The 20,192-nt window shown below is 73.3% G+C and carries 23 protein-coding genes; 12 read left to right on the top strand and 11 right to left on the bottom strand.

Features of this window, described 5'->3' with window-relative positions; genetic code table 11:
* From ygfZ to DKT69_RS23560, 3 genes are all read left to right on the top strand, one after another.
* On the top strand, positions 1-388 hold a 388-nt coding region (gene ygfZ / locus DKT69_RS23550; protein WP_368666270.1), incomplete at its 5' end, for a CAF17-like 4Fe-4S cluster assembly/insertion protein YgfZ.
* Positions 389-513: 125 nt separating this feature from the next.
* Positions 514-1,341 (top strand): beta-keto acid cleavage family enzyme, encoded by an 828-nt coding sequence (locus tag DKT69_RS23555; RefSeq protein WP_109803681.1) that lies wholly within the window; start codon positions 514-516, stop codon positions 1,339-1,341.
* A gap of 94 nt (positions 1,342-1,435) precedes the next feature.
* Entirely contained in the window at positions 1,436-2,395 is a 960-nt protein-coding gene (locus DKT69_RS23560) for an asparaginase (protein ID WP_109803682.1), read from the top strand.
* Between the two features lie 285 nt (positions 2,396-2,680).
* Here DKT69_RS23560 and DKT69_RS23565 read toward each other — a convergent pair whose 3' ends face one another.
* Entirely contained in the window at positions 2,681-3,478 is a 798-nt protein-coding gene (locus DKT69_RS23565) for an alpha/beta fold hydrolase (protein WP_201749825.1), read from the bottom strand.
* A gap of 111 nt (positions 3,479-3,589) precedes the next feature.
* Here DKT69_RS23565 and DKT69_RS23570 point away from each other — a divergent pair, with 111 nt between their 5' ends.
* The 5 genes from DKT69_RS23570 (at position 3,590) to DKT69_RS23590 (ending at position 6,880) form a co-directional block, all read left to right on the top strand.
* Positions 3,590-4,174 (top strand): helix-turn-helix domain-containing protein, encoded by a 585-nt coding sequence (locus DKT69_RS23570; protein WP_109803684.1) that lies wholly within the window; start codon positions 3,590-3,592, stop codon positions 4,172-4,174.
* On the top strand, positions 4,171-4,854 hold the full coding sequence (locus DKT69_RS23575; RefSeq protein WP_109803685.1) for a hypothetical protein: 684 nt from the start codon (positions 4,171-4,173) through the stop codon (positions 4,852-4,854). The genes DKT69_RS23570 and DKT69_RS23575 overlap by 4 nt, the downstream gene beginning before the upstream one ends.
* Positions 4,855-4,926: 72 nt before the next feature.
* Entirely contained in the window at positions 4,927-5,247 is a 321-nt protein-coding gene (locus DKT69_RS23580) for a DUF2516 family protein (RefSeq protein WP_109803686.1), read from the top strand.
* On the top strand, positions 5,244-6,131 hold the full coding sequence (locus DKT69_RS23585) for an alpha/beta fold hydrolase (RefSeq protein WP_109803687.1): 888 nt from the start codon (positions 5,244-5,246) through the stop codon (positions 6,129-6,131). The genes DKT69_RS23580 and DKT69_RS23585 overlap by 4 nt, the downstream gene beginning before the upstream one ends.
* A gap of 11 nt (positions 6,132-6,142) precedes the next feature.
* Complete coding sequence (locus DKT69_RS23590) at positions 6,143-6,880, top strand: alanyl-tRNA editing protein (RefSeq protein WP_109803688.1); 738 nt, start codon at positions 6,143-6,145, stop codon at positions 6,878-6,880.
* 53 nt (positions 6,881-6,933) lie between these two features.
* Here the strand turns inward: DKT69_RS23590 and DKT69_RS23595 are convergent, their stop codons facing one another.
* Positions 6,934-7,620 (bottom strand): nucleotidyltransferase domain-containing protein, encoded by a 687-nt coding sequence (locus tag DKT69_RS23595; RefSeq protein WP_109803701.1) that lies wholly within the window; start codon positions 7,618-7,620, stop codon positions 6,934-6,936.
* Between the two features lie 78 nt (positions 7,621-7,698).
* Here DKT69_RS23595 and DKT69_RS23600 point away from each other — a divergent pair, with 78 nt between their 5' ends.
* The gene (locus DKT69_RS23600) at positions 7,699-8,613 is read left to right on the top strand and encodes an SDR family oxidoreductase (protein WP_109803689.1); all 915 of its coding nucleotides are present in this window, start codon (positions 7,699-7,701) and stop codon (positions 8,611-8,613) included.
* Here the strand turns inward: DKT69_RS23600 and DKT69_RS23605 are convergent.
* The gene (locus DKT69_RS23605; RefSeq protein ID WP_109803690.1) at positions 8,604-9,605 is read right to left on the bottom strand and encodes a helix-turn-helix transcriptional regulator; all 1,002 of its coding nucleotides are present in this window, start codon (positions 9,603-9,605) and stop codon (positions 8,604-8,606) included. The two genes, DKT69_RS23600 and DKT69_RS23605, sit on opposite strands and share 10 nt — an antisense overlap.
* Positions 9,606-9,669: 64 nt before the next feature.
* Here DKT69_RS23605 and DKT69_RS23610 point away from each other — a divergent pair, with 64 nt between their 5' ends.
* Positions 9,670-10,461 (top strand): EI24 domain-containing protein, encoded by a 792-nt coding sequence (locus DKT69_RS23610; RefSeq protein WP_109803691.1) that lies wholly within the window; start codon positions 9,670-9,672, stop codon positions 10,459-10,461.
* A 1-nt stretch (position 10,462) separates the two neighbouring features.
* Complete coding sequence (locus DKT69_RS23615) at positions 10,463-10,978, top strand: O-acetyl-ADP-ribose deacetylase (protein WP_109803692.1); 516 nt, start codon at positions 10,463-10,465, stop codon at positions 10,976-10,978.
* 47 nt (positions 10,979-11,025) lie between these two features.
* On the opposite strand, the gene DKT69_RS23620 is transcribed toward DKT69_RS23615, so the two are convergent.
* The 8 genes from DKT69_RS23620 to DKT69_RS23655 all read right to left on the bottom strand — a co-directional run bounded on the left by DKT69_RS23620 (position 11,026) and on the right by DKT69_RS23655 (position 19,008).
* Positions 11,026-11,922, bottom strand: a complete 897-nt coding sequence (locus DKT69_RS23620) for a GNAT family N-acetyltransferase (RefSeq protein ID WP_109803693.1) — start codon at positions 11,920-11,922, stop codon at positions 11,026-11,028.
* Positions 11,922-12,323 carry a RidA family protein gene (locus tag DKT69_RS23625; protein WP_438361863.1) on the bottom strand — a complete coding sequence of 134 codons (402 nt, stop codon included), beginning with the start codon at positions 12,321-12,323 and terminating at the stop codon, positions 11,922-11,924. The genes DKT69_RS23620 and DKT69_RS23625 overlap by 1 nt, the downstream gene beginning before the upstream one ends.
* Positions 12,324-12,395: 72 nt before the next feature.
* Entirely contained in the window at positions 12,396-13,403 is a 1,008-nt protein-coding gene (locus tag DKT69_RS23630) for a LacI family DNA-binding transcriptional regulator (protein ID WP_109803694.1), read from the bottom strand.
* 19 nt (positions 13,404-13,422) lie between these two features.
* On the bottom strand, positions 13,423-14,811 hold the full coding sequence (locus tag DKT69_RS23635) for a GH1 family beta-glucosidase (RefSeq protein WP_109803695.1): 1,389 nt from the start codon (positions 14,809-14,811) through the stop codon (positions 13,423-13,425).
* Positions 14,808-15,641, bottom strand: a complete 834-nt coding sequence (locus DKT69_RS23640; protein ID WP_109803696.1) for a carbohydrate ABC transporter permease — start codon at positions 15,639-15,641, stop codon at positions 14,808-14,810. Before DKT69_RS23640 ends, DKT69_RS23635 begins: the two co-directional genes overlap by 4 nt.
* Complete coding sequence (locus tag DKT69_RS23645; RefSeq protein WP_109803697.1) at positions 15,641-16,627, bottom strand: carbohydrate ABC transporter permease; 987 nt, start codon at positions 16,625-16,627, stop codon at positions 15,641-15,643. The genes DKT69_RS23640 and DKT69_RS23645 overlap by 1 nt, the downstream gene beginning before the upstream one ends.
* 73 nt (positions 16,628-16,700) lie before the next feature.
* Complete coding sequence (locus tag DKT69_RS23650; protein ID WP_109803698.1) at positions 16,701-18,011, bottom strand: ABC transporter substrate-binding protein; 1,311 nt, start codon at positions 18,009-18,011, stop codon at positions 16,701-16,703.
* Positions 18,012-18,252: 241 nt separating this feature from the next.
* The gene (locus DKT69_RS23655) at positions 18,253-19,008 is read right to left on the bottom strand and encodes a maleylpyruvate isomerase family mycothiol-dependent enzyme (RefSeq protein ID WP_109803699.1); all 756 of its coding nucleotides are present in this window, start codon (positions 19,006-19,008) and stop codon (positions 18,253-18,255) included.
* Between the two features lie 70 nt (positions 19,009-19,078).
* Between DKT69_RS23655 and DKT69_RS23660 the strand changes: the two genes are divergently transcribed.
* The gene (locus tag DKT69_RS23660) at positions 19,079-20,170 is read left to right on the top strand and encodes a UDP-N-acetylmuramate dehydrogenase (protein WP_109803700.1); all 1,092 of its coding nucleotides are present in this window, start codon (positions 19,079-19,081) and stop codon (positions 20,168-20,170) included.
* The last annotated feature ends 22 nt before the right edge of the window (positions 20,171-20,192 follow it).

Genomic DNA, 20,192 nt, shown 5'->3' on the forward strand with positions numbered 1-20,192 from the left:
GTACGAGGCGGTGCGGGTGGCCGCCCGGCGGGCCCGGGTCGGGGTGGACACCGACCACCGGACCATCCCGGCCGAGGTCGGCCTGATCGGTCCGGCCGTCCACCTGGACAAGGGCTGCTACCGGGGCCAGGAGACGGTGGCCCGGGTGCACAACATGGGGAAGCCGCCGCGTCGCCTCGTCCTGCTGCACCTGGACGGGGTGACCACCGACCAGCCCCCGGCCGCCGGCACGCCGGTGACCCTGGACGGCCGGGCGGTCGGTTTCGTCGGCACCGCCGTGCACCACTACGAGCTGGGCCAGGTCGCCCTCGCGGTGCTGAAGCGGAACGTGCCCGACGACGCCCGGCTGCTGGTGGGTGAGACCGCCGCCGCCATCGACCCGGCGTAAGGGTGCCGCACCGACCCCCGTATCGCGGGAAGGTTTCCTTTTTCGCGGCCAGCAATACGCGAATCTTCCTTCACGACGCGCGTCAGCCGTCGACTGGAGGTGGGCGGGCCGTCTAGGATCCCGGCATGACGACAGGGACGTTGATCACGGTTGCCCCCACCGGCGCGGAGTCGGCCAAGGCGGAGGTGCCGGCGCTGCCGGTGACCCTCGACGAGCTGCTGTTGACCGCCAAGGAGTGCGAGGCGCTCGGCGCCGCCGTGATCCACGTCCACATCCGGGACGACGAGGCGAAGCCCACCCTGGACCAGGGGCGGCTGCGGGCGACGGTTTCCGCGCTGCGGGAGAGCACCGACCTGATCGTGCAGCTCTCCTCCGGGGGCGCGGTGACCGACCCGGAGTCGGCCCGGCTGGCCGTGCTGGACGCCGGGCCGGACATGGCCTCCTGCACCATGGGCACGGTCAACTTCGGCGACGACGTCTTCCTCAACCGCTGGGAGTTCATCGTCGACCTGCACACCCGGATGCAGGAGAAGGGCATCGTGCCGGAGTACGAGATCTTCGAGCTCGGCCACCTGACCGCCCTCCAGCGGCTGCTCGGCAAGTACGGCCTGCCGCACGGCGGGCACGTGCACGTCGACTTCGTGATGGGCGTGCCGGGCGGGATGCCGGGCACCACCGCGACGCTGGTCGCCGCCCAGCAGATGCTCCGTGACCTGCCGGAGGGGACCACCTTCTCGGCGACCGGCATCGGGCGCAGCACCATCCCGGTCATGCTCGCCTCGCTGTCGACCGGCGGGCACCTGCGGGTCGGCATGGAGGACACCGTGACGTACGCCAAGGGCCGGCCGGTGGAGTCCAACATGCAGCTCGTCGCCCGGGCCGTCGGCTTCGCCCAGCTCGCCCAGCGTCCGCCGCTGACCGCCGCCGAGGCCCGGCAGCTGCTCGGCCTGTAAGCCCGCTCCGGCCCGGCACCCCTGTACGCCGGCGGTCGACGCCGCTGGTCACCCGGGTGCCGGGGTCGCCGGGCCCGTCGGTACCGTCCACCTCGTGGGAAAGACGTACGAGGGCGGCGTGCCGCTCGTCGAGGTGGTCCGGTCCGGCTTCGTGGAGGGGCTGCACCGCGGCTCGGTGGTGGTGCTGGACGCGGCCGGCGCGGTGGTGGCCGGCGCTGGGGACGGGGTCTCCCCGATCTTCCCGCGCTCGTCCAGCAAGCCGATGCAGGCGATCGGGATGCTCCGCGCCGGCCTGCCGTTGACCGACCCGGCGGACGTGGCGCTGGTCTCGGCCAGCCACGCCGGCGAGGAGTTCCACCTGGAACGGGTCGGCGCGCTGCTCCGCCGCGGCGGGCTCGACGAGACGGCGCTGCACTGCCCGCCCGACCTGCCGGTGGGCGACGCGGCCCGGGAGGCCGTGCTGCGGGCCGGCGGCGGGCCGAGGCGGATCCAGATGAACTGCTCCGGCAAGCACACCGGAATGCTGTTGACCTGCCTGGCGGCCGGCTGGCCGCTGAACGGGTACTGGCGGCCCGACCACCCGTTGCAGCGGCGGTTGACCGCCGCGATCGAGGAGTTCACCGGCGAGGAGGCGGCGGCGGTCGGGGTCGACGGTTGTGGCGCGCCGGTGCTCGCCGTCTCGCTGACCGGGCTGGCCCGGGCGTACCTGCGGCTGGTCTCGGCCGAGCCGGGCACCGTCGAGCGGACCGTGGCCGACGCGATGCGGGCGTTCCCGGAACTGGTGGGCGGCACCCAGGCCGACGACACCCGGCTGATGCGGGGCGTACCCGGCCTCCTGGCCAAGGTCGGCGCCGAGGGCGTCATCGCCGCGGCCGTCCCCGGGATCGGCGCGGTCGCCCTCAAGATCGACGACGGCGCGGCCCGCGCCCGGATGCCCGTGCTGGTCTCCGCGCTGCGCCGGCTCGGCGTCGATGCTCCGGTCCTGACCGAGTACGCCGACGTGCCGCTGCTCGGTGGCGGCCTCCCGGTCGGGGCGGTCCGCGCCGTCTGGTGACCCCACGCGCCCCGGCCTGCCCCGGCCGCCCGGCGGCGGGCGCCGGCGGGCGCGGCGTGGCGCCCGTCCGGGGGCCCCTTCACGGTACGACCTTCCTCCCGTCCGGTGGCGGGTGCCGCGTCCCCGTCCGTCCGGTGGGCCGTCCGGTACTGGTCACCGGACTGGGCGACATGACTGTCAGGCATATTTATGCCTGACAGTCATGACGCTGTCCGGGCAGGTGACGCTGAGGCGGCGACACGCCGGTCGGGCGCCCGGTCGCGGCGGAACCGGCCGGCGAGGCGGTCATGGCAGGAAGTCGAGCAGGGCGGCGTTGACCGGCCCGGGGCGTTCCAGCGGCAGCAGGTGGCCGGCGTCCGGGACGTCGGGCAGGCGTACGCCGTGGGGTGCCTCGGCGGCGATGCGGTCGGCGAGCCGGCTGATGTCCGGCACGTCCGCCGCGCCGGCCCCGACCAGCACCGGCATCCGCAGCTCGCCCAGCCGGTCGATCGCCGGCGGGTCGAGTTCACCGACCTCGACGGCGCTCAACGCCAGTTCGGCGGCGAGCGCCCGCTGGTCCATCTCCTGGGCGAACCGGATCAGCTCCGGGTCCACGTCCTCGGGCCGGCGGGCCGGGCCGACCACCCAGAACCGCACCTCGCCGGCGGCGGACGCGGCGAAGTCCGCCGGGTCCACCTCGCCGACCAGGGTCTCCCAGAGCTGCTCGGTCTCCTCCGACCATTCGCTGCCGGACACCGGGGCGCCGAAGAGGGCCAGCGCCGAGACCCGCTCCGGATGGGCCAGGGCGGTGTCCACGGCGACCTTGCCGCCGAACGAGCACCCGACCAGGGCGGCCCGGTCGAGGCCGAGCGCGTCCAGCGCGCCGACCACGTCCTCGTGGTGGGCGAAGGGGGCCGGCGGCAGCTCGGAGTCGCCGTAGCCGCGCAGGTCGAGGGCGACGACCCGGTGCCGGGCGGCGAGCGCGGGGATCTGCTCCCGCCACATCCTCCGGTCGGCGATGCCGGCGTGCAGCAGCAGCACGGGCGTCCCCGTCCCGGCCTCGTCGTACGCGAGCAGGGCGCCGTTGACTTCGATCTTGGTCACCCCAGGACGGTACGTACCGGACACCGGGCGCGCAACAGTCGATCTGAGACCTTGCTAACTCCGGTTAGCGCTTTGCTTGCAGTTGCTAGCACCCCGGGCTAGCGTCGAGTCATGGCCACCAGCAAGGACCTTCCCGACGTCGGCGGGTTCATTCGCGATCTGCGCCGCAACGCGAAGATCTCGCTGCGGCAGCTCGCCGAGCAGGCCGGCGTCAGCAACCCGTATCTCAGCCAGATCGAGCGCGGCCTGCGCAAGCCGAGCGCCGAGGTGCTGCAGCAACTGGCCAGCGCGCTGCGCGTCTCCACCCCGGCGATGTACCTGCGGGCCGGGCTGCTGGACGACAAGGAAGGCCAGGGGGTGCTCGCGGCCATCGCCGTCGACCCCGAGCTGACCATGGCGCAGAAGCAGTCGCTCACCCAGATCTACGAGACGTTCCGCCGGGAGAACGCGCGGATCGCGGAGGCCACCGCCGCCGCGAACACCGTCGCCGAGCCCGCGGCGCCGTCCGCCACCGGGCCCGCCGAGGCCCCGGAGGCGCCGGGCACCGTGGCGCCGGACGGTACCCCGACCGAGGCGGTCCTCGAGTCGGTCGCCGTCACCGAGGCGGGCCCCGCACCCGCCCCGACGACCAGCACCGCCCGTCAGAAGAAGACCGCGCCGAAGGCCGCCGGTGCGGCCGAGGAGGAGAAGTCATGACCCAGCCGAAGACCAACCGCATCCCCGCCCCGCTCTACGCCGCCGCCGGCGCCGGTGAGCTGGCCCTGCAGCAGTTGCGCAAGCTCCCGACCGTGGTCTCCGACCTCGGCACCAAGGTCGTCGCCGACCTCGGCGGCAAAGCCGTCGTCACCGGCTTCGAGCTGCGCCAGAAGGCCACCGAGACGCTGAAGACCGCGAACCTGACCGCGGCCGGGCTGCGGGAGAAGGCCGTCCCGACCGACCTCGACCTGGACAAGCTCCGTGGGGCCGCCACCCGGAACGCCGCCGCCGTGCTGTCCGCCGCCGAGGCCGCGCAGGAGCGCGCCCTGGCCGGCGCGCAGGCCGCGCAGGTGCGGGCCCTGGCCGCGTACGCCGAGCTGGTCGCCCGTGGCGAGCGGGTCGTCGGCGCCGGCGTGCTGGAGGCCGCCGACACGGTGAACGCGGACATCGAGGCGACGGAGGCCGCGCCGGCCGCGACCACCACTCCGGCCGCCCCGGTCGAGGCGCCGACCCCGGCCGACGTTGCCGAGGTCGTCGAGGCCAAGCCGGCCGCCGCCAAGACCCCGCGGACCCGGGCCACCAAGGCCACCGCCACGAAGGCCGCGACCGCCAAGCCGGCCGCCACCCCGTCGGCGAAGCTGCCGAAGGCCACCAAGCGGACCCGTCCGGCCGCCGAGTAGTCGAGCCTGGATCGACGGCCCCGGAAGCGTCCTGCGGGACGTTTCCGGGGCCGTCGGCATAAGCTTGCCGACATGGCAAACGCCGCGCCGATCTTCGCGTACGAAGTCCGCTATGTGATCGAGCTGATCCTGCTCGTCTTCGCCCTGGTCATCGAGGGCGTGGCCCTGGTGCACGCCATCACCCAGCGCTCCGACGCGTTCGCCGCGATCGGCACCCTGCCCAAGGGCGGCTGGATCGCCATCCTCGCGGTCTGCCTGGTGCTGACCCTGCTCGGCGTCGGGGGCGGCGTCCTGAGCATCTTCACCCTGATCGGCATCGCGGCCGGTCTGATCTACCTGCTCGACGTCCGGGTCGGGCTGCGCGACCTGCACGACGGCAAAGGCTTCTGGTGAGGGGTTTCCGCTGGCCCCCGCCGCCGGACGGCGGTCCCCGCACCTGGGGGCCCGGCCCGGGCGGGCCCCGCACCGGCCGTCCCGCGCTGCCGGAGCCGGAGACCGAGCTGGTCACCACCCCGCACGGGGTGCGGCTGGAGCGGCTGGTCACCGGCACCGGTGACCCGGTCACGGTGTTCGCGCACGGGCTGGGCAACGGCATCGCCACCACCCGCCCCTTCGGCAGCGCGGTCACCGGCCGCAAGGTCTTCTTCCAGTTCCGCGGGCACGGCCGCTCCGAGTCGCCGCCCGGCCGGTGGACCTATCTGGACCTGGCCCGCGACCTGCGGGCCGTCGCCGACCTCGGCGGCGCCACCCGGGCCTTCGGCGCCAGCCTGGGCGCCGGCGCGCTCTGCCGGCTGCTGGTGGAGAGCCCGGAACGCTTCGAGAAGCTGGTCTTCTTCCTGCCCGCCGTGCTGGACCAGCCGCGCGGCGAGGTGGCCCGGGCCCGCCTGACCGACCTGCTCGACGCGGTGGAGAGCGGGGACGCCTCCGCCCTGGCCGAGGTCGTCTCGACGGAGCTGCCGCCCGCCGTGCGGAACACCCCGGCCGGGTGGGCGTACCTGCGGCAGCGGCTGGACCAGCTGCTCCGGGACGGGCTCGCCCCCGGGCTGGCCAGCCTGCCCGAGCAGGCGCCGCTGCGAGACGCGGCCGTGCTCGCCCAGGTCACCGCCCCGGCGCTGGTGATCGGCTGTGCGGGAGACGACCTGCATCCGGTGCCGGTCGCCGAGGAACTGGCCGCCGCGCTGCCGAACGCCACCCTGCACGTCTACGACCGCCCCGGCGTGCTCTGGTCGGAACGCGCCGACCTGCGGGAGCGGATCTCCGGGTTCCTCAACGGGTAACGTCGCCTGTCATGGGCGTCACACACCACGGCCGTACCCACCGACTCGACCTCGCCGATCCCACCCTGCGCGAGTGGGAGTGCACGGTGCTGGCGGCCGACCCCGAGCAGGGCATCGTGCTGGACCGGTCGGCCTTCTACCCCGGCGGCGGCGGGCAGCCGCCGGACCACGGGGTGCTGCTCTGGCAGGGCGTGCAGACCCGGATCGTCGGCACCCGCAAGGGCGACGACCTCTATCTCATCCCCGCCGAGGGTGACCCCGTGCCGCCGGCCGGCACCACGGTCACCGGTGCCGTGGCGGACGACCGCCGGACGATGCTGATGCGTACCCACTCGGGGCTGCACGTGCTCTGCGGCGTGGTGTTCCGCGACTTCGGCGCGCTGGTCACCGGCGGCAACATGGAACCCGGTGCGGCCCGGATGGACTTCAACCTTCCCGAGGTGCCGCCGGACTTCAAGAGCCGGATCGAGGAACTGGTCAACGCCGAGGTGGCCGCCGACCGGTCGGTCGCCGTCCGGGTGCTGCCCCGGGCCGAGGCGCTGGCCCTGCCGGACATCATCCGTACCCAGTCGAACCTGATCCCGCCGGACGAGCAGGAGGTCCGGATCGTCGACATCGTCGGCCTGGACGTCCAGGCCGACGGCGGCACGCATGTCGCGTCGACCGCCCAGATCGGCAAGGTCCAGGTGGTCAAGGTGGAGAGCAAGGGCCGCGCCAACCGCCGGGTCCGCGTCCGGCTGGCGGACTGACCAGCACAGCGGCCGACGTGCGGTGACCGTCGGGGCCGGGGCGCGGCACCGGGTCAGCGCCGGGCGAGTTCCGGCGGCAGGAAGGCGGCCCGGACGTCGAGCAGCCACCGCTCCACGGTCTCCTCGTCGGGCCGCTCCGGCAGCGGGGTGCGGATCCGGTCGAAGTCCCGCTCCGCCTCGGCGACCAGCGCCTCCGCCTCGTCCAGCGCCCCGCCGGCGACCCGTTCGCCGAAGGCCCGGAACCACTCCGGATCGGCCAGTCGGATCTCCAGCACCCCGGTCGCGTAGAGCACCCGCCCCTGCTGCAACAGGCGGGCCAGGTGCCGGGCGTGCTTCGCCGAGCGCCGCCGGCCGCCCACCGACGAGTCCCGGGTGGTGAGCTTGCGGAACTGCTGGGTGGCGTACCCGAGATAGGCGTCCCGGGCCCGGGGCGCGCTGAGGAACGCCGACCGGACGGCGATCAGCCGCTCGCCGAGCTCCGTCCGCGTCTCGTAGCAGTCGTCCGGCAGCCACATCAGCTCGGTCGCGGTCGGGTTGCCGCTCAGCGCGAGCCGGCAGTACTTGGCCGCCTCGTGCAGGGTGACGTCCGGTTCGGTGGTGACCACCGACTCCCGGGGCGGGCGCAGGCCGTGGAAGGCCACCGTCGGCGCGGCGTAGACGCCGAGCCGGTCCACGTCCGAGCCGGGGCCGGCCAGCCCGTAGGCGACCGAGCCGACGATCCCGGAGAGCAGCACGTGCATGCCGGCCATCATGGCGGATCCAGGATCACCCGGGAAACCGGACTTCGGCTGTCAGGTATTGCTGACACCGTCGAGCGCATGACGACACCGCTGACAGGAAAGATCGCCCTCGTCGCCGGGGCGACCCGGGGCGCCGGCCGGCAGATCGCGGTCCAGCTCGGCGCCGCCGGGGCCACCGTCTACGTCACCGGCCGCACCACCCGCGAGCACCGGTCCGAGCTGGACCGGCCGGAGACCATCGAGGAGACCGCCGAGCTGGTCACCGCCGCCGGCGGCACCGGCATCGCCGTGCCCGTGGACCACCTGGAGCCCGACCAGGTACGCCGGCTGGTCGAGCGGATCGACGCCGAGCAGGGCCGCCTCGACGTGCTGGTCAACGACATCTGGGGCGCCGACCCGCTGATCACCTGGGAGAAGCCGGTCTGGGAGCAGCCCCTCGACGCGGGCTTCCGCACCCTGCGGCTGGCCGTGGACACCCACATCATCACCAGCCACTTCGCGCTGCCGCTGCTGATCCGCAACGCGGGCGGCCTGGTGGTCGAGATCGGCGACGGCACCAAGGAGTACAACGACTCCACCTACCGGCTCTCGGTCTTCTACGACCTGGCCAAGGTGTCGGTCAACCGGCTCGCCTTCACCCAGGCGCACGAGCTGGCGCCGCACGGCGGCACGGCGGTGGCGCTGACCCCCGGGTGGCTGCGTTCCGAGGCGATGCTGGAGCACTTCGGGGTCACCGAGGCCAACTGGCGCGACGGCGCGGCGAAGGACCCGCACTTCGTCATGTCCGAGACGCCGGCGTTCGTCGGGCGGGCGGTGGTCGCCCTGGCCGCCGACCCCGACCGGGCCCGCTGGACCGGGAGGTCCGTGGACAGCGGCGGGCTGGCCCAGGTGTACGGCTTCACCGACCTCGACGGCACGAGGCCGCACTGGTCGCGCTATCACGACGAGGTGGTGGCCGCCGGGAAGCCGGCGGACGACACCGGCTACCGCTGACCGGCGTCCGGTCCCTCCGGCGCGTCGGCGTAGAGCGCCGCCGACCGGCGGGCCGCCTCGGCGAAGCGCGCCCGCAGCTCCGGCGGGTCGAGCACCTCCACCTCCGGACCGAGCCGGAGCAGCACGTCGTACGCCACCGGGACGGACTCGACGGGCAGCCGGGTCAGCATCCAGCCCTGCCCGTCGGGCTCGCCCGCGCCGGTCACCGCTGCGTCGTACGCGAAGGGGGCCTCCGCGACGTGCCGCAACGCCCGCCGGCCGGCGGGGCTGAGCCGGACGGTGACCTCGGCCCGCAGCATGCCGCGCAGGAACGCCTCGGCCTGCTCCCGCCAGTACGCCCCCAGGTCGAAGCCCTCGTCCCGGGCGAAGGTCTCCTCGCCCACCTCGACGCCGACCACGCGGTCCACCCGGTACGTCCGGTGCCCGTCGCCGACCCGGCCCACCAGGTACCAGACCCCGCTCTTCAACACCAGCCCGTACGGCTGCACGGTGCGGCTGACCTCCCGGTCACCGCGCCGGTAGCGCAGCTCGACCACCCGGTCCCGCCACACCGCCCGGGCCAGCTCGGTCAGCCACCGCGGGGGTTCCGCCTCCCGGAACCAGCCCGGCACGTCGAGGTGGAACCGCTGGCCGGTGCGGGCGGGCGCGTCCCGCAGGCTCGGCGGCAGCGCGGCGAGCACCTTCAGCTCGGCGGCGGCCACCGCGTCGGCGAGCCCCATCTCCCCGGCCGGGCCGGGCAGCCCGGACAGGAACAGCGCCTCCGCCTCGTCCCGGGTCAGCCCGGTCAGCCGGGTCCGGTAGCCGCCGAGCAGCCGGTAGCCGCCCGCCCGGCCCCGGTCGGCGTAGACCGGCACCCCGGCGGCGGAGAGCGCCAGCACGTCCCGGTAGACCGTCCGCTCGGAGACCTCCAGTTCCCGGGCCAGCTCGGTCGCGGTCATCGTCTCCCGGGACTGGAGCAGCAGGACCAGCGAGATCAGCCGGGACGCGCGCACCCGTCCATCCTGCCCGCGTCGGGTCGCCCGGCGCGGGGCCGGGGGACCGTTAGGCTCTGCGGTCGTGAACGCACCCCGCCTCGCCGCCCCGGTCACCGGCGCCGTCGGCCGGTTCCTCGCCGGCGCCGGGCTGCTCCTGCGCGGCCTCGGCCTCTACGTCCGCAGCCCCGGGCTGATGCTGCTCGGCATCGTCCCGGCACTGCTCTCCGGCGTGCTCTTCCTCGCCGCCTTCGCCACCCTGGTGTACTTCGTGGACGACCTGGCCGCGCTGGTCACCCCGTTCGCGGACGACTGGTCGGCGACGCCGCGCGGCCTGGTCCGGGTGATCGCCGGGCTGGCCTTCCTGGGGCTGGGCGGGCTGCTCGCGGTGGTCACCTTCACCGCGGTCACCCTGGTCATCGGCGACCCGTTCTACGAGAAGATCTCCGAGCGGGTCGAGGAGCGGTACGGGGGCACCCCGGGCGCGGTCGACGTGCCGTTCTGGGCGTCGCTGCGCCGCAGCGTCGTCGACTCGCTGCGACTGGTGGCGATCTCGGCGCTGGTCGGCGTACCGCTCTTCGCGGCCGGGTTCATCCCGGTGGTGGGGCAGACCGTCGTACCGGTGATCGGGGCGGCGGTGGGCGGCTGGTTCCTCACCCTGGAACTGGTCGGGGCGCCCTTCTACCGGCGGGGCATGCGGCTGCCGGACCGCCGCACCCGGCTGAAGGCGGACCGGCCCACGGCGCTGGGCTTCGGCGTGGCGGTCTTCGTCTGCTTCCTGATCCCGCTCGGCGCGGTGCTGGTCATGCCGGCCGCCGTGGCCGGGGCCACCCTGCTCGCCCGCCGGTCGCTCGGCCAGTCCATCGAGGAGCGCTGACATGGAGATCACCCTGGTGGCGGGGGACATCACCGCCCAGCGGGTCGACGCGATCGTCAACGCGGCCAACTCCTCGCTGCTCGGCGGCGGGGGAGTGGACGGGGCGATCCACCGCAGGGGCGGGCCGGCGATCCTGGCGGAGTGCCGGGCGCTGCGCGCCTCCCGTTACGGCCGGGGCCTGCCCACCGGCCAGGCGGTCGCCACCACCGCCGGTGACCTGCCCGCCCGCTGGGTGATCCACACCGTCGGCCCGGTCTTCTCCGCCGGCGAGGACCGGTCGGCGCTGCTGCGGGACTGCTACGCGAACAGCCTGGCGGTCGCCGACGAACTGGGCGCCGCGATGGTGGCCTTCCCGCTGATCTCCGCCGGCGTCTACGGCTGGCCGGTCGACGACGCGGTACGCCAGGCGCTGACCGTGCTCCGCGCGGTGACCCCGGCGCGAGTCACCGAGGCCCGGCTGGTCCTCTTCGACCCCGACACGTACGCCACCGCCGAGCGGGTCGCCGCCGCCGGCTGAGCCGGCGGGTCACGCCGCCCCCGACCCGGTCCATCCTCCCCGTCAGCTCAGCTCAGTTCGGCCAGGCAGGACCACTGGGCGGCCACCGGCCGATAGCCGAGTCGCTCGTTGATCGCGAGCATCGGGGCGTTGGACTCGTCGTTCGAGGTGTAGGCGACGGTGACGCCGCGGGCGCGGGCGTGGTGCAGCGCGGCGAGCTTGGCCAGCCGGGCCAGCCCCCGGCCACGGAACGCCGGCACGGTGGCCGTCATGTCCGACCACATCCGGTCGCCGTCCCGCTTGACCAGGCTGAAGGCGACCAGGTTCCCGTCGACCTCGACGGCCGTGCTGGCCTCCCGGTCCAGCCCGAGGTTGTCCCAGACCTCGTAGCGCCAGCTCGCGTAGCCGATCGCGTCGGCGGGCGCGTCGCCCGGCTCGTCGGCGGCGGCCGCGACGTGGACGGCGTGCATCCGGCGCGGGTCGAGCCCGGCCAGCGGCAGCAGCCGTACCCCGTCCCGGGCGTCCGGCAGCGGCGGCGTCGCCCGCAGGTCCAGCGCGGAGTAGCGCAGCTCCCGGCTCGGCGTGAAGCCGTGCCGGCGGGCGAACGGCAGCGAATCGGTCAACGCCCAGGTCCGCACCCGGCGGATGCCCAGCGGACGAAGGTGGCCGAGCGCCTCGGCCAGCAGCGCCCCGCCGACGCCCCGGCCGCGTTGCTCGGGGTGGACGTGCAGCAGGGAGACCTCGCCGAAGTCCGCCTCCGACGTGCCGCCGTTGCGGTAGGCCGACACCCAGCCGGCCACCCGGCCGTCGACCTCGGCCACGAACGCGGTCCACTCCTCGCCCGGCGGCGGTTCGGCGATCATCTGGCGGGTCGACTCGACCCCGCGCACCAGGTACGGGTAGACCAGCGCACGCAGCGCCACGACGGCGGGCGCGTCGTCAGGGTGGGCGGCACGGATCAGCATCAGCCCACCTCGCGGACGGCGGCGACCGCCTCGACCTCGACGAGCTGGTCCGGGTAGCCCAGCACGGTCACGCCCAGCAGCGTGCTCGGCGGGTCGTGGTCGCCGAAGGCGTCCCGGACCACCTCCCAGACGGCCACCAGGTCGGCCCGGTCGGTGGTGGCGACGTACACGGTGGTCTTGACGACGTCGGGGAGGCGCGCCCCGGCGGCGGCCAGCGCGGCCGCCAGGTTGGCCATCACCTGCCGTGCCTGCGCGGCCGGCTCACCGGGGGCGACGGTGCGGCCCGCGGCGTCCAGCGGGCAGGCCCCGGCGGTGAAGACCAGCCGGGCCGGCGGGGTGACCCGAGCCGCGTAGGCGTACTCGGCGACATCGGAGAGTTCGGGGGCGTGGATCAGGTGCACGGTGCCGGTCACCGGGCGACCGTAGCTGCCCACCGCAGCGCACCGCGACGGGTTATCGGCGGGACCGCCCGGTCAGGCGGAGTCGCGGACGATCAACTCGGTGGGCAGGATGAACGCCTGCTCGACGTCCTCACCCGCCGCGATCCGCAGCAGCTGCCGGGTCATCGCCCGACCCAGTTCCACTATCGGCTGCCGGACCGTGGTCAGCGGCGGCTCGGTGTACGCCGCGGTCTCGATGTCGTCGAAACCGATCACCGCCACGTCGGCCGGTACCCGCCGCCCGGATTCCCGCAGGGTACGCAGGGCGGCGTGCGCCATCAGGTCGGAGGCGGCGAAGACCGCGTCCAGATCCGGGTGCTCGGCGAGCAGCTGGCGCATGGCGGCCCCGCCGGACTCCCGGGTGAAGTCGCCGAACGCGACCAGCTCCGGCAGCCCGGCGTCGGCCACCGTCTCCCGGTATCCGACGAGCCGCTCGATCCCGGCCACCATGTCCTGCGGCCCGGCGATGGTGGCGATCCGCCGCCGGCCGCCCTCGATCAGGTGCCGCACCGCCCGGCTCACCCCGCCGACGTGGTCCACGTCCACGTACGGCAGTTGGGCGCCGCCCAGGGGGCGGCCGCTGCACACCACCGGAATGCCGAGCCGGGCCAGCGTGCCCGGCAGCGGGTCCTCGCCGTGCAGCGAGGCGAACAGCACGCCGTCGACGTGCCGACCGGTGGTGTAGCGCTCGACCCGCTGGTGCCCGGCCGGCGACCCGGCCAGCATCAGCACGAGCTGCTTGTCGGCCGCCTCCAGCTCCTGGCTGACCCCCCGGATGATGCCCGGGAACACCTGGTCGTCGGAGAAGACCCGGGTGGCCTCCTCGGGCATGACCAGGGCGACCGAGTCGGTCCGCTGGGTGACGAGGCTGCGGGCGGCCAGGTTCGGCACGTACCCCAGCTCCTCGACCGCCCGGCGGACCGCGTCCCGGATCGATTCCGCGACCGTGGTGGAGCCGTTGACCACCCGGGAGACCGTGGCCCGGGACACCCCGGCCCGTCGGGCCACCGCCTCCAGGGTCGGTCGTTGTGCCGTCGTCATCCCCGTCACCACCACCTCGTCACAGCCCGTTCCGGGAGATCACCTCCTGGTACCACCGGGCACTCTCCTTCGGTGTGCGCCGCTGGGTCAGGTAGTCGACGTGGACGATCCCGAACCGCTTCCGGTAGCCCTCGGCCCATTCGAAGTTGTCCAGCAACGACCATACGAGATAGCCGCGCACGTCCACGCCTCGGGCGATCGCCCGATGCACGGCGCGCAGGTGTCCGTCGAGGTACGCCACCCGGTCGGTGTCGGCCACCCGACCGGTCGCGTCCGGGTCCTCGGCGCCGGTCTTGTCCGGGAACGCCCCACCGTTCTCGGTGATCATCAGGGGCAGTCCGGGGTAGTCGGCGCCGATCCGCTCCAGCAACCGGGTCAGCCCGGCCGGCTCGATCGACCAGCCCATCTCGGTGAGCGGCCCGACCGGGGGCAGGAACTCCACCACGCCCGCCGTCCCCGGGTACGCGCTGCCGCCCGCCCCGCCCACGCGCCCGGCGACGTAGGTGGGCGAGTAGTAGTTGACGCCGAGCAGGTCGATCGGGGCCGCGATGATCTTCTCGTCTCCGGCCCGGACGAAGGTCGGCTCGACGTGCCGGGCGACCTGCGCCAGCACGTCGTCCGGGTAGCCGGCGCCGGTCAGCGGGTCCAGGAAGATCCGGTTCTGCAGGCCGTCGACCAGGCGTACCGCGGCGGCGTCCGCCTCGCTGCCGGCGTCGGCGGGCTGCACGTCCGCCGGGTTGAGGGTGATCCCGAGGGTCGCCACGCCGGCCGCGCGCAACGCCCGGGTCGCCAGGCCGTGGCCAAGCAGCAGGTGGTGTACGGCGCGGAAGGCCGCCCCGGCGTCCTGCTCGCCGGGGGCGTGCATCCCGTTGCCGTACCCCAGGTAGGCCGAGCACCACGGTTCGTTCAGCGTGGTCCAGGTGCGGACCCGGTCGCCGAGCCGGCCGTGCACGGCGACCGCGTAGTCGGCGAAGTGCTCGGCGGTCTCCCGGTTGGTCCAGCCGCCCCGGTCCTGGAGCGCCTGCGGCAGGTCCCAGTGGTAGAGCGTGACGAACGGGTCGATGCCCCGGCTCAGCAGCGCGTCCACCAGCCGGTCGTAGAAGTCCAGGCCGCGCGGGTTGACCGGGCCGGTGCCGTCCGGCTGGATCCGGGGCCAGGCGATCGAGAAGCGGTACGTCCGGAGCCCCAGCTCCGCCATCAAGGCCACGTCGTCGGCGTACCGGTGGTAGTGGTCGCAGGCGACGTCGCCGGTGTGCCCCTGGAACACCTTCCCCGGCGTACGGCTGAAGGTGTCCCAGATGGACGGACCGCGACCGTCCTCCCTGACCGCACCCTCGATCTGGTACGCCGCGGTGGCCGCCCCCCAGACGAAGTTCTCGGGGAACCGGAGCTCACTCCTCCCGCTCACGCCTTGACCGCACCTTCCATGATGCCGCCGATGATCTGGCGGCCGAACACGACGAAGACCAGCAACAGCGGAAGGGTCGCGATCGCCGTCCCGGTGAACACCTGCGACATGTCCTGGTAGTAGCCGTCGGACAGCGCCCGCAGGGAGAGCTGCACGGTGGGGTTCTCCGGGTCGTTGAGGACGGCGTACGGCCAGAGGAAGTCGTTCCAGGTGGTCATGAAGGTGAGCAGGCCGAGCACGGCGGCGGCGGGGCGCAGCGCGGGCAGCACCACGTGGAAGTAGACCCGCGCGGTGTTGCAGCCGTCCATTCGGGCGGCCTCGATCAGCTCGGTGCTGACCGCCTGGCCCGCGTACTGGCGCATCATGAACACCCCGAACCCGGTGACCAGGGCCGGCACGATCACCGCCGGCAGCCGGTCGTTCCAGTTCAGCCTGGTCATCAGCAGGTACAGCGGGATGACGCCGAGCTGGGTCGGCACCATCATGGTGGCGACGACGAGCAGCAGCAGCGCGTTGCGTCCCCGGAAGCGCAGCTTCGCGAAGGCGAACCCGGCGAGCGTGGAGAAGAAGACCACCGAGACGGTGACCGTGCCGGCCACGATCGCCGAGTTGATCAGACCGGTGACGAAGTAGGCGTCGGTGTTGGCGAACAGCCGGGCGATGTTGGCGCCGAGGTTGCCGCCCGGGGTGACCGGCGGTGGCACCTGTCCCATCGCGTCGCTGGTCCGGCTGGCCACCACGAACATCCAGTAGATCGGGAAGATCGACAGGATTGCCGTGAGGGTCAACGCCAGGTAGGTGAGCCGGCCGGCCGACCAGATCCGGGACATCAGTCGTCCTCCTTCCGGACGCCGCCGCCGAGCCGGCGGAGGAGCAGTACGTTGCCGGCCGCGACCACCGCGATCAGCGCGAAGAGCAGCCAGGCGATGGCCGAGCCGTAGCCGAAGTTGTAGTGCGGCGCGAAGGCGTTCTCGAACATGTACATGGTCACCGTCTGCGACTCGCGCAGCGGGCCGCCCCGGATCGCGTTGGTGCCGGAGTTGAAGAGCCGGGGCTCGGTGAAGAGCTGGAGCCCGCCGATGGTGGAGATGATGACCGCGAAGACGATCGTCGGCTTGAGCAGCGGCACGGTGATCGACCAGAACTGCCGGGACCGGCCGGCGCCGTCGATCGAGGCCGACTCGTACAGGTCGCGCGGGATGGCCTGCATGGCGGCCAGGAAGATCAGCGCGTTGTAACCGGTCCACCGCCAGTCGACCATCGCCGAGATCGCGGTCCACGCGGCGAACCGGTTCGCCTTCCAGTCGATCGCGTCCACGCCGACGAGGTCGAGCAGCCAGTTGATCATGCCGAAGTCGCGGCCGAACAGCACGGCGAAGACGATCGCCACGGCGGCGGTCGAGGTGACGTTCGGGATCAGCACCGCCATCCGCCAGGTGGTCCGGGCCCGGAGCCGGCGGTTGAGCAGGTTGGCCAGCCAGAGCGCGAGGAGCAGCTGCGGGACGGTGGAGATGACGAAGATGCCCAGGGTGTTGACCACCGCGTGCCAGAAGTCCGGGTCGGCCAGCAGCGGGGTGTAGTTGTCGAGCCCGATGAACGGGTGCTCGGCGCCGAGCAGGTCCCAGTCGTGCAGCGAGACCCAGAAGGTGTACATCAGCGGGTAGATCCCGAACACCCCGAAGAGCAGGAAGAACGGGGCGATGTAGAGGTACGGCGAGTACCGGGTGTCGAACCGGCTGAGCCGGGCGGCCCGGGCGGTGCGGGGGGTGCGGTGCGCCGGTGCGACCGGCGGCCGGGCGTCGAGCTGGACGGCCATGGCCCGTGACTCCTTTCCGCCGTGCGGGCGGCACCCCGTCACCGGGGCCCGCCCGCGCGGCTGGCTGCTCGGGCTACTTGGCGGCGGCCTTCTCGGCGTTGTTCACCGCGTCGGTCCAGCCCTGCTCGGGGCTGCGCTGCCCCAGCTCCACGGTGCGGACGGCGTTCTCCACCTCGGTCCGGACGGCCTGGTTCTTCGGGCCCATGTAGACCGGCTTCAGGCTCTTGGCCCCGGTGGCGAAGATCTTGCCGACCGGCGCGTCCGAAAAGTACGCGTTCTCGGAGTCGACGATCGCCGGGTCCTCCAGCGCCTGCGGCGAGGACGGCAGCGGGCCCTTGGCCTTGAAGGCGCCGATCTGGCCCTTGGCGCTGGTCAGGAACTTGGCCAGCTCGATCGCCTCGGCCTGGTGCCTGCTCTGCTTCGGCACGGCGAGGAAGGAGCCGCCCCAGTTGCCGCCGTTGCCGGGCACCTGCGCGATGTCCCACCTGCCCTTGGCGCCGGGGCCGGCGTTGCCCTCGATGACCCCGGTCATCCAGGCCGGGCAGGCGATGGTGGCGAACTTCGACTGCTTGAACGCCGACACCCACTCCTCGGACCAGGAGCCGTACTTGCCGGAGAGGCCGGAGTCGATGATGTCCATGGTGGTGTCGTACGCCTGCTTGACGGCCGGGTTGCTGTCGACCACCAGGTTGTTGCCGGTGTCGTAGTAGCTGTAGCCCTGCGCGTTGCCGGCGGACTGGAGCAGGATGGTGTTGAAGGTGTTGGTCGCCGCGTCCAGGAACGCCGCGCCGGTGTTCTTCGCCTTGAACTGCTCACCGACCTTGATGTAGTCCTGCCAGGTCGGCCAGAGCTTGGACACGGCGTCCCGGTCGGTGGGCAGGCCGGCCTTGGCGAAGAGGTCCTTGCGGTAGCACATCGCCATGCCGCCGACGTCGGTGCCGAGGCCGATCAACTGCTTGCCGTCGGCGGTCAGGCCCTGGTTCCACTTCCACTCGAGGAAGTTGCCCTTGAGGTCGGCGGCGCCGTGGTCCAGCAGGTTGACGAAGTTCTGCGGGTTGGCCTTGTACTCGACCAGCAGGCCCTCCTCGATGGCGACGATGTCGCCGGCGCCCTTCCCCGCGGCCAGCCACTGGGTGAGCTTCGGCGAGTACTCGTCGAGGTTGCTGCCGGTGCCCCGCTCCACGATCTTCACGTCGGGGTGGCTGGCCATGTACTCCTTGTACAGCTCGTCGTAGCCGAACTGGCCGAAGACGTCGACGGTGAGCGTGACCGGCCCGTCGTCGGCGGACTTGTCGTCCCCGCCGCCGCAGGCGGCGGTGCCGAGCAGTGCGGTGGTGGCGACGAGGGCCACCGCCGCCAGGTGGCGGCGCGTGAAGGTAGCCATCTCTTATCTGACCCCTCTAGGTCGTACGGGTGGTGGAGGTGGTTCCGCTGATTCAGAGAGCGCTCTCACGAAAGGTGCTGCCTGCCCCGATTCCTGTCAAGAGAGCGCTCTCAGACCGTTGTCACGAGGGGTCGGCGGTCCCGCGGGCACCCCTGAACGGCGAAGAGTGGCCTTCCGACGAGGGAAGGCCACTCTCCGCGTGGCGTCGTGCGAGCCCCGGTGGGTGCCGGGGGCCGTCGGCTCACCCGACCCGCAGGCCGTCGAGCAGGCCGCGGTCGCCGGTCACCCCGAGGGTGTCGAAGCTGATCCGGCCCCAGAGGGCGAGCATCAGGTCGCTGGCGGTCGCGGTCACCTGGGCGCGGGCGTGGTGCTCCTCGTGGCCGAAGACGGTGGCGGTGTCCAACAGGGCAACACCCTCACCGCGCAGCCGCAGGTACCAGTTCTGGGCGGCGTCCGTGGCGGTCAGCTGCACCACCCCGTGCCACTGGCCGGGCGTCCGCCGCCGGCCCGCCGGCAGCCAGGTGTCCAGCACCTCGCTCACCCCGTCGGCCGCGAGCTTCGCCTCGATCGGGCCGCCCGCGGCGATGGCGAGCTGGGCGTCCCACCGGTGCACCGCCGTCTCGTGCGCCAACCGGCGCGGCCAGAAGCCCGCCTTCTTCGGCTGCGGCGCCCAGTTCCACGCCGGCGACTCCGGGTCCAGGCCCTCGAAGAGGGCCATCAGCTGGTCGTACTCCTGCTGCCAGAACTGGAGCGGAGTCATCCCGGCGGGCAGCTCGGCGGCCGGCCGGGCCGGCAGGTTCGTCGAGCCGGAGGTGACGAAGGAGCGCACCCACTGGTAGACGCCGCCCAGGTGGCGGGTCAGGCCGGAGACCGTCCAGCCAGGACAGGAGAGCACCGGTGTCTCCGGGGGTGCCTCGGCGACGGCGGCGGCGAAGGCGGGTCCCTCGGTCCGCAGCGCGCCGATCCAGAAGTCCTTGGTGCCGTGCAGTCTGCTCATCGCAATCCTCCCGGGGGTGACCGGGCCACCAGTGGGTGCCGCGGCTACCCCTCAGCCTAGGGTGAAAGACGTGTCAGACGTCTACGCCGAATCGACGACCGGAGCCGACCCGACCGACCCGGCGACCCTGGCCAGATACACCACCCTCCGCCTCGGCGGCGCCGCCGGACGGTTGGAAACCGCCACCAGCGCCGATGAAATCGTACATAGGGTGCAGGAGGCGGAACGGCGGGAGGATCCGGTCCTGATCCTCGCGGGCGGCAGCAACGTGGTCATCGGCGACCGGGGCTTCCCCGGCACGGTGGTGCTGGTCCGCTCCCGGGGCCTCCGGGTGGTCGGCGAGGACGCAGACACGGTCACCGTACGGGTCGAGGCCGGCGAGCCCTGGGACGACCTGGTCGCCGCCACCGTGGCCAACGGCTGGTCGGGGCTGGAATGCCTCTCCGGCATTCCCGGCTCGGCCGGCGCGACCCCGATCCAGAACGTCGGGGCGTACGGCCAGGAGGTCGCGGAGACCGTCACCGGCGTCCAGGTGTACGACCGCACCGACGGCAGCGTCGGCCGGATCGACGCGGCGGACTGCGGGTTCGTGTACCGGGGCAGCATCTTCAAGTACAGCGACCGCTGGGTGGTGCTCTCGGTCGACTTCCGGCTGGCCCGCTCGCCGCTCTCCGGCCCGGTGCGTTACGCCGAGCTGGCCCGGGCGCTCGGCGTCGAGGTGGGCGACCAGGTGCCGCTGGCCGACGCCCGCGCGACCGTGCTGCGGCTGCGCGCCGGCAAGGGCATGGTGCTCGACGCCGCCGACCCGGACACCTGGTCGGTCGGCTCGTTCTTCACCAACCCGGTTCTCGAACTCGAGGCGTACGAGCTGCTCCGGGAGCGCGCCGCCGACCTCGGCGAGCCGCCCGCCTGGCCCGGGGCCGGGGACGTGGTCAAGGTCAGCGCCGCCTGGCTGATCGACAAGGCCGGCTTCGTCAAGGGCCACCCCGGCCCGGAGGGCGTGGCCATCTCCAGCAAGCACACCCTCGCCCTCACCAATCGCGGCGGCACCGCCAGCACCGCCGCCCTGGTGGCCCTGGCGAGAGAGATCCGCGACGCCGTCCACGACCGCTTCGGCGTCACCCTCCACCCCGAACCCGTCCTCATCAACTGCACCATCTGAACCCTGTCTCTTATACACATCT

The organism is Micromonospora sicca, from assembly GCF_003172935.1.
GTDB lineage: Bacteria > Actinomycetota > Actinomycetes > Mycobacteriales > Micromonosporaceae > Micromonospora > Micromonospora sicca.

Coding starts and splice junctions, on each gene's coding strand:
- DKT69_RS23555 (WP_109803681.1), top strand. CDS start 514: ATGACGACAGGGACGTTGATCACGGTTGCCCCCACCGGCGCGGAGTCG.
- DKT69_RS23570 (WP_109803684.1), top strand. CDS start 3,590: ATGGCCACCAGCAAGGACCTTCCCGACGTCGGCGGGTTCATTCGCGAT.
- DKT69_RS23575 (WP_109803685.1), top strand. CDS start 4,171: ATGACCCAGCCGAAGACCAACCGCATCCCCGCCCCGCTCTACGCCGCC.
- DKT69_RS23580 (WP_109803686.1), top strand. CDS start 4,927: ATGGCAAACGCCGCGCCGATCTTCGCGTACGAAGTCCGCTATGTGATC.
- DKT69_RS23590 (WP_109803688.1), top strand. CDS start 6,143: ATGGGCGTCACACACCACGGCCGTACCCACCGACTCGACCTCGCCGAT.
- DKT69_RS23595 (WP_109803701.1), bottom strand. CDS start 7,620: ATGCACGTGCTGCTCTCCGGGATCGTCGGCTCGGTCGCCTACGGGCTG.
- DKT69_RS23600 (WP_109803689.1), top strand. CDS start 7,699: ATGACGACACCGCTGACAGGAAAGATCGCCCTCGTCGCCGGGGCGACC.
- DKT69_RS23615 (WP_109803692.1), top strand. CDS start 10,463: ATGGAGATCACCCTGGTGGCGGGGGACATCACCGCCCAGCGGGTCGAC.
- DKT69_RS23620 (WP_109803693.1), bottom strand. CDS start 11,922: ATGCTGATCCGTGCCGCCCACCCTGACGACGCGCCCGCCGTCGTGGCG.
- DKT69_RS23630 (WP_109803694.1), bottom strand. CDS start 13,403: ATGACGACGGCACAACGACCGACCCTGGAGGCGGTGGCCCGACGGGCC.
- DKT69_RS23640 (WP_109803696.1), bottom strand. CDS start 15,641: ATGTCCCGGATCTGGTCGGCCGGCCGGCTCACCTACCTGGCGTTGACC.
- DKT69_RS23645 (WP_109803697.1), bottom strand. CDS start 16,627: ATGGCCGTCCAGCTCGACGCCCGGCCGCCGGTCGCACCGGCGCACCGC.
- DKT69_RS23650 (WP_109803698.1), bottom strand. CDS start 18,011: ATGGCTACCTTCACGCGCCGCCACCTGGCGGCGGTGGCCCTCGTCGCC.
- DKT69_RS23655 (WP_109803699.1), bottom strand. CDS start 19,008: ATGAGCAGACTGCACGGCACCAAGGACTTCTGGATCGGCGCGCTGCGG.